The 12,438-nt window shown below is 72.5% G+C and carries 17 protein-coding genes; 9 read left to right on the top strand and 8 right to left on the bottom strand.

The genetic code is table 11. The features are described 5' to 3' along the window. Window positions 1–80: 80 nt before the first annotated feature. Window positions 81–1,937 carry an FHA domain-containing protein gene (locus OIE69_RS04405; protein ID WP_326570600.1) on the top strand — a complete coding sequence of 619 codons (1,857 nt, stop codon included), beginning with the start codon at window positions 81–83 and terminating at the stop codon, window positions 1,935–1,937. Between the two features lie 9 nt (window positions 1,938–1,946). On the opposite strand, the gene OIE69_RS04400 is transcribed toward OIE69_RS04405, so the two are convergent. Beyond that, window positions 1,947–2,294 carry an ArsR/SmtB family transcription factor gene (locus OIE69_RS04400; RefSeq protein ID WP_018560147.1) on the bottom strand — a complete coding sequence of 116 codons (348 nt, stop codon included), beginning with the start codon at window positions 2,292–2,294 and terminating at the stop codon, window positions 1,947–1,949. Window positions 2,295–2,404: 110 nt separating this feature from the next. Between OIE69_RS04400 and OIE69_RS04395 the strand changes: the two genes are divergently transcribed. The 4 genes from OIE69_RS04395 to OIE69_RS04380 all read left to right on the top strand — a co-directional run bounded on the left by OIE69_RS04395 (window position 2,405) and on the right by OIE69_RS04380 (window position 4,802). Then, window positions 2,405–3,694: an MFS transporter gene (locus OIE69_RS04395; RefSeq protein WP_326570599.1), complete on the top strand. Its 1,290-nt coding sequence runs from the start codon at window positions 2,405–2,407 to the stop codon at window positions 3,692–3,694. A 245-nt stretch (window positions 3,695–3,939) separates the two neighbouring features. Then, window positions 3,940–4,089 (top strand): hypothetical protein, encoded by a 150-nt coding sequence (locus tag OIE69_RS04390; RefSeq protein ID WP_326570598.1) that lies wholly within the window; start codon window positions 3,940–3,942, stop codon window positions 4,087–4,089. Window positions 4,090–4,194: 105 nt separating this feature from the next. Continuing rightward, a complete protein-coding gene (locus OIE69_RS04385) occupies window positions 4,195–4,569 on the top strand; it encodes a hypothetical protein (RefSeq protein ID WP_326570597.1) in 375 nt (124 codons plus the stop codon). Continuing rightward, complete coding sequence (locus OIE69_RS04380) at window positions 4,551–4,802, top strand: hypothetical protein (protein ID WP_326570596.1); 252 nt, start codon at window positions 4,551–4,553, stop codon at window positions 4,800–4,802. The genes OIE69_RS04385 and OIE69_RS04380 overlap by 19 nt, the downstream gene beginning before the upstream one ends. 5 nt (window positions 4,803–4,807) lie before the next feature. Here the strand turns inward: OIE69_RS04380 and OIE69_RS04375 are convergent, their stop codons facing one another. The 5 genes from OIE69_RS04375 to OIE69_RS04355 all read right to left on the bottom strand — a co-directional run bounded on the left by OIE69_RS04375 (window position 4,808) and on the right by OIE69_RS04355 (window position 9,006). Continuing rightward, window positions 4,808–5,230, bottom strand: coding sequence for an ester cyclase (locus OIE69_RS04375; RefSeq protein WP_326570595.1), 423 nt, complete (start codon window positions 5,228–5,230; stop codon window positions 4,808–4,810). 61 nt (window positions 5,231–5,291) lie between these two features. Next, on the bottom strand, window positions 5,292–6,494 hold the full coding sequence (locus OIE69_RS04370) for a cytochrome P450 (protein WP_326570594.1): 1,203 nt from the start codon (window positions 6,492–6,494) through the stop codon (window positions 5,292–5,294). A 57-nt stretch (window positions 6,495–6,551) separates the two neighbouring features. Then, a complete protein-coding gene (locus OIE69_RS04365) occupies window positions 6,552–6,983 on the bottom strand; it encodes a hypothetical protein (RefSeq protein WP_326580971.1) in 432 nt (143 codons plus the stop codon). A 196-nt stretch (window positions 6,984–7,179) separates the two neighbouring features. Beyond that, window positions 7,180–8,358, bottom strand: coding sequence for a GDSL-type esterase/lipase family protein (locus OIE69_RS04360; RefSeq protein ID WP_326570593.1), 1,179 nt, complete (start codon window positions 8,356–8,358; stop codon window positions 7,180–7,182). 78 nt (window positions 8,359–8,436) lie between these two features. Next, entirely contained in the window at window positions 8,437–9,006 is a 570-nt protein-coding gene (locus OIE69_RS04355) for a TetR/AcrR family transcriptional regulator (RefSeq protein WP_326570592.1), read from the bottom strand. A 144-nt stretch (window positions 9,007–9,150) separates the two neighbouring features. Here OIE69_RS04355 and OIE69_RS04350 point away from each other — a divergent pair, with 144 nt between their 5' ends. Further along, a complete protein-coding gene (locus OIE69_RS04350) occupies window positions 9,151–9,330 on the top strand; it encodes a hypothetical protein (RefSeq protein WP_326570591.1) in 180 nt (59 codons plus the stop codon). A gap of 154 nt (window positions 9,331–9,484) precedes the next feature. Next, window positions 9,485–10,231 (top strand): hypothetical protein, encoded by a 747-nt coding sequence (locus tag OIE69_RS04345; RefSeq protein WP_326570590.1) that lies wholly within the window; start codon window positions 9,485–9,487, stop codon window positions 10,229–10,231. Here OIE69_RS04345 and OIE69_RS04340 read toward each other — a convergent pair. Next, on the bottom strand, window positions 10,209–10,451 hold the full coding sequence (locus OIE69_RS04340) for a hypothetical protein (RefSeq protein WP_326581581.1): 243 nt from the start codon (window positions 10,449–10,451) through the stop codon (window positions 10,209–10,211). The two genes, OIE69_RS04345 and OIE69_RS04340, sit on opposite strands and share 23 nt — an antisense overlap. 73 nt (window positions 10,452–10,524) lie before the next feature. On the opposite strand from OIE69_RS04340, the gene OIE69_RS04335 reads away from it, so the two are divergent. Next, window positions 10,525–11,106, top strand: a complete 582-nt coding sequence (locus OIE69_RS04335) for a TetR/AcrR family transcriptional regulator (protein ID WP_326570589.1) — start codon at window positions 10,525–10,527, stop codon at window positions 11,104–11,106. A 46-nt stretch (window positions 11,107–11,152) separates the two neighbouring features. Then, complete coding sequence (locus tag OIE69_RS04330) at window positions 11,153–11,368, top strand: hypothetical protein (protein ID WP_326570588.1); 216 nt, start codon at window positions 11,153–11,155, stop codon at window positions 11,366–11,368. On the opposite strand, the gene OIE69_RS04325 is transcribed toward OIE69_RS04330, so the two are convergent. Further along, window positions 11,362–12,378, bottom strand: coding sequence for a LacI family DNA-binding transcriptional regulator (locus tag OIE69_RS04325; protein ID WP_326570587.1), 1,017 nt, complete (start codon window positions 12,376–12,378; stop codon window positions 11,362–11,364). The two genes, OIE69_RS04330 and OIE69_RS04325, sit on opposite strands and share 7 nt — an antisense overlap. Window positions 12,379–12,438 lie beyond the last annotated feature (60 nt).

Raw genomic sequence — 12,438 nt, 5'->3', positions numbered from 1 at the left:
ACTGTGCGTGCGTTCCCCGGGGTTCGTTGACACGAGATGAGGGACCAATGCCTCCTGAGATAGTCGGGCGTCGAGGCGCGTTGGCAGGGGAGAGGTTCGGGATCGGCGACAAGCCCGTCACGTTCGGGCGCAAGGCCGGGAACACGGTGGTGATCGCCAGCGTCAGCGTCTCCCGTGTGCACGCGGAGGTGCGGCGCGAGGGTCACGGCTTTGTGCTCTACGACCGGGGGAGCAGCAACGGGACGCGGGTCAACGGGGAGCCCGTGACGTCGCACGTGCTGCAGCCCGGGGACGAGATCGCCATCGGCGACGAGACCTTCGGTTTCGAGGCCGCCGACGCGATGGAGACCATTCTCGACCTCTCCCTGCTGGAGGCGCTGATGCCGCCGGCGGAGCCGGAGGAGCCCGGACCGGTGCTGAAGGTGACGGTGGCGGGCGGCGGTCCGGTGGGCCTGGCGTTCGCCCTGCTGCTGGAGAACCTGATGGGCCGGCGGGTCTCGCTCACCGTCCACGACAGCCGCTGGGCGCAGGACGGGGACCGCGTCGTCTGGAAGGACGAGGGGCAGGGCAACGTCCGGCGGCAGCAGGTCGTGACGGTGCAGAGCCGGCAGTATCTGAACCTGCCCGAGGAGGTGCAGGCCCGGCTGTTCACGGAGGGCACGTACACCGAGATGTGGCCCGCGGGCCCGGACTCGATCCGCGGCTTCAACCCGCGCAACATACGCATCGCCTACGTCGAGGACACACTGCTGGACCTGGCGAACGCCAAGCGCGACCGCATCCGCCTGGTGCCCGCCCGGTTCGACGTGGCCGAGCAGCAGGAGACGGTGGCCCGGGACCACGTCCTCGCGATCTGCGAGGGCGGCCGGTCGCGTACGCGCGAGCACTTCGCCGCCAGGTTCGGGACTCCCGACACGTCCATCTACTCCCTGGACGGGGAACACCTCCAGGACGTGGTGCTGGGCCTGCGCGTCAAGTCGAGGCTCTCCGATCCCATGACCGTCCTGCTGACCGTCGCGCAGAACCGCTTCCTCCTCAACTCCCTGCGCGGCGAGGGCTTCCTGAACATGCGGCTGACCGACGCCGAGGCGCGGGAGGTCGTCGGGATCGACCCCGTGCGGCAGGTCTTCGAGCAGTGCATCGCCTCCCGCCCCTGCGTGATGAGCCGCGACGGCCACGGGGACTTCCACTGCTCCACCCACAGCACGTTCTTCCTGCCCGCCCTCATCAAGGGCTCGGCGCTGTGGCAGCGCATCAAGGAGGGCCTGGCGCTCTTCGACGTCGACGAGCAGGACCTGAGCGCGATCACCGCCTTCCGACTGGACATGGTGCAGCGCCCGCGCTTCACGGCGCGCCTGCACCCGGCGACCGCTGCCGGCCCGGGGACGTACGGATTCCTGCTCGGGGACGCCGCCAACGCCATCCACTTCTGGCCCGGGCGCGGTCTGAACAGCGGCCTGGCCTCGGCGATCTCGCTCGCCCGGACACTGAGTGGCACCTGGCGCGGCAGGGCGTTGCGCGACGCGGACTTCGTACGGCACGAGGCGGCGATGTCGATGCTTCAGTACCGGCACAAGAGCCGTGCCTGGAACGCGATGATCACCACCGACGAGAACGGGGTGGGCCAGGCGATCAAGGACAAGATCGCGCGGAGCATCGAGGAGTCCGCCGCGGGCAAGCCGGACCGTGCGGCCGACCTCGACGCCCTCATGGAACAGCTCCGCGCGATCCGGGAACGGCTGGCCCCGCGCATCGCCGGGATGCCCGACGACGCCGTCCTGCGGCAGCACCTGGAGACCCTCGGGAGCGAGACGCTGCGCACCCTGCGGGACAGCGGTCCGTGGGACACCGTCACCGTCGGCGGCGAGGAGGTCGACATCGACATCTTCTACCAGGACGCGCGGGCCGCCTCGCGCACGGCTCCGGTGGGCGGCTGAGCCGCCGGGTCAGAGGTCGATCGGTCCGGGCGGCGCCGCGCCCGGCTCGTCGACGACGGCGGTGATCAACCCGGGGAAGCGGCTCTCCAGGTCCTGGCGGCGCAGGCTGACCAGGCGCTGCCGGCCGTGCGGGTCGTTGCGGATGACCCCGGCCTCGCGGAGCGTCTTGAGGTGGTGGGAGAGCGTGGACTTGGGGATCTCCCCGTTGACGGGCTGGCAGGCCGATCCCTCCAGGGGACGGTCGGCCAGGCGGCGCACCAGGTCCAGCCGCGAGGGGTCGCTCAGCGCGAAGAGCACGTCGGTCAGCACCAGGTCCGCGGTGTCGGGGTGCGGCAGCTCCCGGGGGGCTCCAGTCATGGTTCGATAATAGTTGAACTATCGGCGGATGTGTGTTTACCCTCGAACGGTTCGATATTTTTGGAACCGTTCGGAGAACCGATATGCACACCCAGCGCCCCGTGAGGCGGATGCCGCGTCCGGTCGGCTTCTGGTTGCTCGCCGCCACCCTGCTCGCCTTCCTGGCCGCCTCCAGCGCGCCCTCCCCGCTCTATGTCGTCTACCAGCACCAATGGGGTTTCTCGCCGATCGTGCTCACCACGGTCTTCGCGGTCTACGTGCTCGCGCTGCTGGTGGCGCTGCTCACCGTCGGAGGGCTGTCCGACCACGTCGGCCGGCGGCCGGTGCTGCTCGCGGCGCTCGTCGTCGAGGCCGCGGCCATGGTCGTCTTCCTCGCCGCGGACGGCGTCGGGGCGCTGTTCCTCGCGCGCATCCTGCAGGGTGTGGCGACGGGCGCGGCCGCCGGGGCCATCAGCGCGGGGCTGATCGACCTGCAGCCGTCGCCCACCTCGCCCCTCGGCTCCCTGCTGAACACCGCGGCGCCGGCCACCGGACTGGCCGCCGGGGCGCTGGGCGCGGGCCTGCTGGTGCAGTACGCCCCGGCCCCCACCCGCCTGGTCTTCGCCGTGCTGACCGCCGTTTTCGTGGTGCTGGCGGCGCTGGTGCTGTTCCTGCCCGATCCCGTCTCGCCGCGCCCGGGGGCCTGGGCCTCGCTGCGGCCCCGTGCGGCCGTGCCGGCGCAGGCCCGCCGCACCTTCCTGGCGGCGACGCCCTGCCTCGTCGCCACCTGGGCGATGGGCGGGCTCTACCTCGCGCTCGGTCCCTCCCTCACCGCCGGGGTGCTGCACCTCGGCAGCCACCTGGTCGGCGGCCTGGTCGTGACCACCCTCTTCGGTGTGGCGGCGGTCGCCTCCCTGGTGGTCCGCGACGTGACGCCGCAGCGGATGATGACCGGCGGCTCGGCGGTGCTCGCCGCGGGGACCGGGCTCACGCTGCTCGCCCTCGCCGGACCCTCCACGGCGCTCTTCTTCGTCGGGACCGGGCTCGCGGGCTTCGGCTTCGGCGCCGCCTTCCTGGGCGCCTTCCGCTCCCTGGCGGCACTGGCCCGGCCCACGGAGCGGGCGGAGCTGTTCGCGTCGGTCTACGTCGTGAGCTACCTGGCCCTGAGCGTCCCCGCCGTGCTGGCCGGGCTCGCCGTTCCGTCCTTCGGCTTGCACGACACGGCGACGGTGTACGGCGCCGCGGTGGTCCTGCTCGCGCTGCTCGCGGCCGTCTCGGGAGCCGTCGTCCGCAGGCCCGCGGTCGTGCTGCCGGCCCCGGCCGCGTCCGCGTCCGCGGGTGAGTCTGCCGCCGGCACCGGCCGGCACGCCGTGCCGGCCGCGGCCTCCGCACCGGGCCGCGGGTCCGGGTCCGGCAGCTGACCTCGCTCCGGCCGGGGCCGGGCGCACCCGCCGCGGGTATCGCGGAGACAGCCCGGCCTGCCGCATCCGATCAGGCGTCCGCGTGCCGGGAACGCGGCCGTACGGGATGGCGGGCATGGGTGCTCCCACGACAACCCCTTCCACCGCGGAGGGTACTTTGCCGGGCCCCGGCCGAGACCGCCCGGCCGGAACGGCCGCACCGGACAGGCGTGGTCGCCGTTCGGTCCTGATCCGGACGGGCGGCCATGGCTGACGCCGCGTCACGCGCCGAGGAGCAGGTCGCGCGTGTACGCGACGACCCCGCCGCGCGCTACACGCTGGCGCGGGAGTTCTACCGCCTCGCCGGCGGGCCCCGCCGCCACTACGGCCACGCCGAACTCAGCTTCATGCGCTAGTCGCTCGCCCGCGGTGTACTGGCACCGGAGACCGCCGACCCACCGGGCAGCCCCTGGTGGCGGGCCGTCAACGAAGGGCTGCTGCGCGACAAGGCCGAGGCCCGGTTGCTGTCCGCGGGAGCCGCGGGCACGCCAGGCGCCCGCAGCGTCGAGTTCTGGCTGGACTTCATCCGCACGCCCGAACCCGGCCGCTGGTACCGCGCGCACAACGCCAGCGTCGTCGCCGGCTACCTGCGGCACGAGGAACTGGCCGACGCCGAACTGCAGGTGGAGCGGTTCATGATGAACGTCGCGCTGCTGCGCGTGCTGTTCACGCACGCGATGCTCGCGCGCCCCCGGCTCACGCTCGGTCCGCTGGCCCTGTTCGGCCCGCTCATGGCCGACCCCCGGCACCGGGCCGTCCAGATGTACCTCGACCTCGGCCGGTCCTTCCCGCCCGGGTACCCGGTCACCGCGCCCGCATGCTGGACTACGGGGTGATCGCCCCGCGGCTGCCCGGCCTGTACGCGTTCTCCGCCGTCTCGCTGGAGGAGCCGCGGCTGACCGCCCTGCTGGACGACGGCGTCCCGGCCTACGCGTGGGCGCACGCGGACCGGCGGATCTGGTACGTCGGCAACACCGGCCCGCACCTGCGGGCCATCGCTCGCCTCACCGGCGTCCGCCTGCGCTGGGACCCCTCGCCGCGGTGGGCGGGGCGCCCGCGCGCCGGGTGATCGGCTCAGCGTCCTGCGGTGCCCGTCAGTTGCCGGTAGAGCTCCCAGGCGGCGCGTTCCACCCAGGCGTGGCGCAGCCTGCCGTCCTCGCGCACCGCCCAGACGGCCGTACCGGAGAAGCGGACCGGCCGCCCGTCGGGCTCGGTGCCCAGCAGACCGTTGTTCCTCCCGTGCACGACCCACCGCGACGCCACGCGGCTCCCGTCCTCGTTCTGGAAGGACTCGACGACCTCCAGCCGCAGGTCCCGGACCTGGCCCAGGAAGGCGGCGACCCACGCCTTGAAACCCTCCCGGCCCTCGACGGCTCCGCCGGGGTCGGTGAGGACGAAGTCCTCGGTGACGAAGTCGTCGATCCTGTCGGGGTCGTGGGCGTTCCAGACCTCCTGCCAGAACGCTTCGACGATCGCCACGGAAGTCCTGCGTGACATGGGACCCACTCTCCGGCTCCCGGCGGTGGCCGGGGGAGCCACTTCGACGACACCCCCTGCCCTAGAGGCGGACCGGCAGCTCTGTCCTCCCGTTGAAGACGAAGGTCGGCAGCGGTTCCAGCTCCTCCAGCGGCGCCGCCGGCCGCAGGCCGGGGAAGCGCTCGAACAGGGCGGGGAGGGCGGCAGCCGCCTCCAGCCGTCCGAGCGGTTCACCGATGCAGCGGTGCACGCCGTGGCCGAAGGCGACGTGGTCCTTGTCGCGCCGGTGGACGTCGTAGGCGTCCGCGCCGTCCGGGTGCCTGCGCGGGTCACGGCCGCCCGCGCCGAAACCCAGGACGATCGCCTCGCCGCGGCGGATCACCACGCCCTCGCCGAGGTCGATGTCCTCCACGGCGTACCGCAGCGGCATGTGCTGGACCGGGGAGTCCGCGCGCAGGGTCTCCTCGACGACCGCCGGCCACGGCACGGCGCCGGCGAGGACGTCCTCCAGCTGCTCCGGGTGGCGCAGCAGGCCGATGACGGCGTTGGTGATCAGGTCGGTGGCCGAGGGGACGCCCCCGGCGACGGTGACGACCAGGGCGAGGAGCCGTTCCTCGTCGGTCATGTCCGGGGCCCGGAGCAGGGTCGTCGCCATGTCGTCGCCGGGCGCGCCCGCCTTCTCCGCGAGGAGCGCGGCCCAGAAGGCCATGGACGCCTCCGTGGCGGCAGCCGCGGCGCCGGGATCGGAGGGCGGCTCCAGCAGGGCGCGCATCGCCCGCACGGCCTGCTCCCAGCGGTCCTCCGGTACGCCGAACAGGTCGCACAGCGTCTCGCTCGCGACGACACGGGCGTACCGGGCGCGGATGTCGACGACACGCCCGGAGCCGGGCGTACCGAGCGCGTCCAGGTAGCCCTCCGTCCTGTGCCGCAGGTTCGCCCCCAGGACGGCCGTCCGCCCGGGGGCGAACGCGCGCTCCATGACGGCGCGCAGGCGGTGGTGGTCGGAGCCGTAGGCGTTGAGCACCGTCGGTGAGGCGAGGAAGGGCGACAGCGGCCAGTCCGAGGGCACTTCGCCGAGGCCGGGCCAGTGCTGCCGAGCGTCGCGGGACACCCGGTGGTCGGCGGCGAGCCGCCGCAGCACGTCGTATCGGGTGACCGACCAGGCGGTGATGCCTCCGGGCAGTTCGACGAGGGTGGCGGGGCCCGCCGCCAGCAGGTGTGCGGTGTCTTCGTGGAGCCGGTGGCCGGTCGGGTCGAGTCGGATCGGCTCCGAAGGCTTGTGCATGGGGAGTCCTTCCTTCGGCTTCGCGCCGTCGCCGTGCGGCGGCCGCCGAGAGGGGGATCAGTCGCCGGGGAGCGGTCCGCCGATCCGGCAGGCCTGGCAGGGAGGCCGGCCGCAGGTGCACTGGGTGATCGCCGCGAGTACACCGCGGTCGTGGTGGAGGCACTCGTCGCGGCAGGTATGGCGGGGGATGAACCCGGCCTGGATCTCGCCGGGCCAGGGCTCGTGGCCCTCGCGGCAGCGGGCGAAGCGCTCCGGGTCGGTCGCGTGCAGTTCGTGCATCGCGGAGCGGGCCTCGTCCTCCAGCTTCCGTACCCGGGTCACCAGGGCCTTGAGCTCGGCGGCCAGGCCCTCGAAGCGCTCGGCGCCGGTCCGAACGTGGGCGGCCCGCAGGGCCATGGCTGCGTTGCCCAGGAACCTGCCGGCGTCCTGGAGGTCGGTGACGTGGTGCATCTGAAGGCCGTTCACGCCACGGACCCACACGGCGTCCATGCTCACTTCTCCACCTTTCCGGTGTTCGCCGTGTTCCGCGCGACGTGCCGTACAGCCTGCCGGACTCTCGCGGGGCGGACCTGAGGTAGCGCTGCCATGGTGGATCCGGGCATCAGGTGAGGCAAATCGATGAATCGCATGCCGTGATGCGGTACGTCGATGACCCCTGGTGCCTCGCCGCCACGCGGCGCGCCGGTCAGCGGGTCGCGGTGGCGAAGGGACCGGTGCCGGCGAACACCAGCCGGGCGAAGTTCTCGCCGATGCGCCGGTGACCCGCGGGGTCGGGGTGGACCTCGTCCGGCAGCGGCAGTTCCGCGTAGTCGGCCGCACCGTAGAGTTCTCGGCCGTCGAGGTAGTGCAGGTTCGGGTCGTCGGCCGCCCGCCGGGCGACGATCCGGGCCAGCTCGTCGCGGATGACGTTGAGGGTCAGCCGGCCCGCGGCGCGTTCCGCCGGGTCGCCCGTGGCCCTGAACCGCAGGGTGCCGCCGTCGAAGTCCGGTACCAGCGGGCCCGGGGTGTCCTCCTGGACCGGGCAGAGGACGGGGGAGACCACCAGCAGGGGCGCCGTCGGATGCCCCTCGCGCACGATGTCGAGGAAGCCGTGGACCGCCGGGGTGAAGGCGCGCAGGCGCATCGCATCGGTGTTGACGATGTTGATGCCGATCTTGAGGCTGATGAGGTCGGCCGGGGTGTCGCGCATCGCGCGGGCGGTGAACGGGTCCAGCAGCGCGCTGCCGCCGAAGCCCAGGTTGACCAGCTCCACGCCGCCCGCCGTGGCCGCCAGTGCGGGCCAGACCTCCGTCGGATACGCGGCGTTGGAGCCGTGGCTGATGGAACTGCCGTGGTGCAGCCACACTTTGCGGTCCCGCGGCGCCGGCGGCTCGACGGGAGCGTCGGTGCGCAGGGCGATCACTTCGGTGATCTCGTTGTGGGGGAGCCAGATCTCGACCTCCTTTTCCCCCGGGGGCAGTTCGCCGAACCGGGCGGTGCCGGCAGGCCCCTCGTGCAGTTCGGAGGCCTGGGTGACCATGTCGGTGATCTCCCGGACGTTGCCGCCGGCCACGGTGGCCCGCGCGGCGAGCCGGCCGTCGGCCAGCAGGTCGTACACGCCGTCCGCCGGGGGAGGGAAGCCCCGGTAGACGCGCTTGGTGGGCAGCGTGTCGAGTTCGACGGTGGTGGCCCGGGTGCGGAAGGTCAGCCGCACGCCGGAAGGTTGCGCCTCCGCGGTGGCCAGTTGCTCGTCGGGGATCTGCCGGCGTGCCGCGGCGGGCAGACGGTGGGGGAGCAGCCCGTGGTGGGTGCGCTCCACGTCGAGGGCGCCGCGCAGCAATTCCTCGGTGACGGGTGTGGTGATCAGGTTCTCGTTCGTGTGCATGGTCCGGTGCCTGTTCGTGGGCGGTTCGCGGGCCCGGAAGCCCGTACGTTCGGTGGAGAGGCGGCGGGGCGCGCGCCCTCAGGGCGCGGACCGCTCGCGCAGCAGGGCGTCGAGCGAGTCCAGCGCCCACGTCCACGACGCCTCCGCCGTGACCGGCGTGTGGTCGAAGCCGCCCGCCAGTTCGAGGCTGACGTAGCCGTGGAAGACGCTGCCCAGGAGGCGGACGGCGTGCGTCTGGTCCGGCTCCGGGAGGTCGTAGCCGCGCAGGATGGCCCGCGTCATCTGGGCGTGCCGGACCCCTGCGCCGGCGGCCGCCGTCTCCGGGTCGAGCCGCAACTGGGCCGCCGCGTAGCGGCCGGGGTGCTCCCGGGCGTAGGCGCGGTACACGTTCGCGAAGGCGATCAGGGCGTCCTTGCCCGCACGGCCGGCCAGCGCCTCGGCAGCGCGGTCGGCGAGTTCCTCCAGGGCCAGCAGGGCGATCCGGGTCTTGAGGTCCTGCGAGTTCCTGACGTGCGAGTACAGGCTGGCGACCTTGACGCCGAACCGCTCGGCGAGCGCCGAGACGGTCACCTGGGCGAAGCCGACCTCGTCGGCGAGCTCCGCGCCCGCCAGGGTCAGGCGTTCCGCGGTGAGTCCTACGCGTGGCACAGCGCGCCTCCCTTCATCCGTAAGAGATTATGCGCATACCTAAAGGCATTAGGCAAACACCTAGCGGATTATCAGGTGTGCACTCTCCGCTACGAACGGCCCACCCAGGATGCGGCTCAGGTCACCGCATGTAACGGTCATCTTGTGCAATTCGGGTTCGAATGGGACCAGGGGACTGCCGACGGCTTCGGTCGTCGCATCAGCGTCCGCCTCGCCCAGGACGTCGAGGCCGACTTCCCCGAGTACGGCTCCTGCCGTAGGGGAGGCCCTGACCTCGAACGCATCCCCCCGCACGATCCACAACCACTCACCAAGTTCTGCTGAAACGCGAAGGTTCATGACTCGACCGCCGTCGTGTCGTGCCGCGCTGCCGTGCGCCGCGCAACGCCTCGGCACGGGCAGCGGGCGGGACCCTTCGGCTACCCGGAAGGAATGAGCTGTGAAGGCTCGTCTTGGCTTGATTCGGGGAAGGACCCTCGTGGCCGTTGCGCTGGCCACGATCGTCACCTCGACCCTCACGGGAACGGTGTCCGCCATCGCGGACGGACACTCGGGTGACTCCATAGGCACCGACCACTGGGGTGTCATCACCCGGAACACCATCGGCTCTCCTGTCGCCGCCCTCAGGGACGGCCCGTTCGGCTCGTTCGGCGTCACGGGATCCGCCTCCAGGCCGCCCTACGGCAACGGCAGCCTGGGCATCGAGGTGGCGGACGACTCCACCTCGCTCACTCCCCCGAGCGAGAAGGTCGACTTCGGCAACGAGGTCGACTTCTACGGCAGCCGGGTCCGGGACCTGACCGCGCTGGGGTTCCACGTCTTCCAGACGGGCGAGAACGTGGGGTACGGCGGCACACGCAACCTGCCGAACCTCAGGTTCGAGATCAACCCGAGGCTGCCCTCGCTACCGGGCGACACCTACTCCACCATGGTGTGGGTCCCGCCCGCCGTCGCGCCGGTGAACCAGTGGAGTGGGTTCCTCAACGCCACCGCCGCGACCAGCGAGTGGTTCCTGTCGGGCAACGAACTCGCGCCCCTGTGCACCCAGTCCAGCCCGTGCAACTTCACGACGCTGCGGAACGCGCTTCAGCAAGCGACCATCAACTCCGTCGCCGTCGGCAAGGGCCGTGACTACAACTGGGTCGGGGCGGTCGACGGCCTGCGGATCAACCGGTACGTCTACGACTTCGAGGCCGACGGCGTCAGGGCCCGCCGCGTCGGCTGACGACCGGGAATCCTCTCCCGCGAGGAGCCCGGGCCGTCACCGGGGCGAGCTGCCCGGTGACGGCCCGGGCGGCGTCGTAGAGGACGGCCGCCTGTTGTGCGGACGGGAGCGCGATGTTCATGATCGCTCCGTCCAGGAACACCATCAGCTGGGCGATGCCGATGAACAGCAGCGCCGCCCAGCGCCGCGGGTCGGGCGCGGGGGTGTCGTCGTCGGACATGGTCGTGCTCCTCGGGGAAGGGGGCGGAGGGATAAACTGGACTGTTCGTTCCGGATAGGCGTACACTCCGCCCATGGCACGCGTGAGGGAGTTCGACACCGAAAAGGCCGTGGATGCAGCGATGAACGCTTTCCGCGGCAAGGGCTACGAGGGCACGTCGGTCCAGGACCTGGTGGACGCCACCGGTGTCGGCCGCGGCTCGCTGTACGCGGCCTTCGGCAGCAAGGAGGGGCTGTACCTGGCGGCCATGGACCGCTACCGGGAGCAGTACGCGCTGCCCCTGGTCGAGGTCCTGCGCTCCGGCGCCCCCGGTCGCGAACTGCTCCGCGAGGTGCTGGTCGCCGCGGTCGACGAGATCGCGCGCGACGGCAGCCGGCGGGCCTGCCTGATCGTCGGTGCGGCCATGGAGCGCGTCGCCCACGATCCGCGGGTCGCCACGCACGTGGAGTCGACGACCGTCCTGCTGGAGGACGCGCTGGCCCAGGTCGTCGCACAGGCGCAGGCGGACGGCCAGGTGTCCGGCAAGCGCGACGCGCGGGACCTCGCGCGCTACCTCGTCGTCACGATGCACGGCCTGCGGGTCATGGGGGCCATCAACCCCGACCGGGAGGTGCTGACGGCCGTCGTCGACGCCGCCCTGGACGCTCTCGACTGACCCGCCGGCGGCCGTTCCGCGCCTCGCGGCCGGACGCCGCGTCGAATTGGGCGAGCCCGAGTGCACCGGCGGCTGCTGCGGCCACCTGTCGGTCCGCCTGCTCCGCAGTGGTGGCCTCGTCGAGTGGGCCGACTGGCGGGGGCCGTTCGTACAACCCCCGCCGGAACTCCACTTCGACGTTCGGCAGTACGACGCCGAACTGGCCCGCGCCCGCGCGGACCGCTGGTGGGAGCGGAGCGCCAGGCACCCGGCCGGTCAGTGACCGCGGCCCAGGGTGGACTCGCGGACGACCAGGTCGAAGCCGGGCCGCACGCGGCGCGGCGGGGCGTCCGGCGACCCGGTCAGCCGCTGCACGAGGCAGTCGACGGCCTGGCGGGCGATGGCCTTCTTGTCGGGGGAGATCGTGGTCAGGGTGATCGTGCCGTAGCGCCCCTCCTCGATGTCGTCGAAGCCCACCAGCGCCACGTCCTCCGGCACCCGCAGCCCCCGGGTGGTGAGCACCCGCAGGGCGCCGACGGCCTGGAGGTCGTTGTAGGCGAACACCGCGTCCGGCCGGGCCCCGCGGTCCAGCAGGTCCGCCATGGCCTGGGCACCGTCGGCCCGCCCGTACCCGGACGCGGTGGCGACCAGGTCGTCGCCGTGCGGCAGCCCGCAGGCGGCCAGTTCCTCGCGCCAGCCGCGCAGTCTCAGGTGCGCGGGCTGCCGGGCGATCTCGCTGCGGGCACCGATGAAGGCGATCCGCCGCCGTCCCGTCCCCGCCAGGTGCCGTACCGCGCTGCGCGCCGCGGCCACGTTGTCGATCACGATGTGGTCGTACGGGGCGTCGTACTCGCGCTCCCCGAGGAGCACCAGCGGTGAGCTGTCGGTACGGGCGAGCAGGTCCGGCGTCTCCAGCTCGATCGGCGAGAGGATCAGCCCGTCGATCACATGGGTGCGGAAGCCCTGCGTCACCAGGATCTCCTTGCGCCGTTCGCCCGCGGTGTGGTCGAGCAGCACGGTGTAGTCGTGGCGCGCGGCGGCGTCGATGACGGCGCCGGCCAGCTCGGCGAAGTACGGGTTGCCGAGCTCCGGCAGCGCCAGCGCGATGATGCCGGTGCGGCCCTTGCGCAGGTGCCGGGCGGTGAGGTTGGGCCGGTAGCCCAGTTCGTCGATCGCCTGCTGGACCCGCGCGCGCATCGCGGGTGTGACGTGCTGGTAGCCGTTCACGACGTTCGAGACGGTCTTGATGGACACTCCCGCGCGCTGCGCGACGTCCTTGAGGCTGACGCCCACGGCGCTCCCTCCGGGTTGGGCCGGTGCCGGGGGGCCGTGCGCGGCCCCCCGGCACCGGCA

Source organism: Actinacidiphila glaucinigra (assembly GCF_035918135.1).
Classification (GTDB): Bacteria; Actinomycetota; Actinomycetes; order Streptomycetales; family Streptomycetaceae; genus Actinacidiphila; species Actinacidiphila glaucinigra.
Note: the sequence above shows the minus strand (reverse complement) of the source record. Positions and strands in the feature narration are given on the sequence as shown.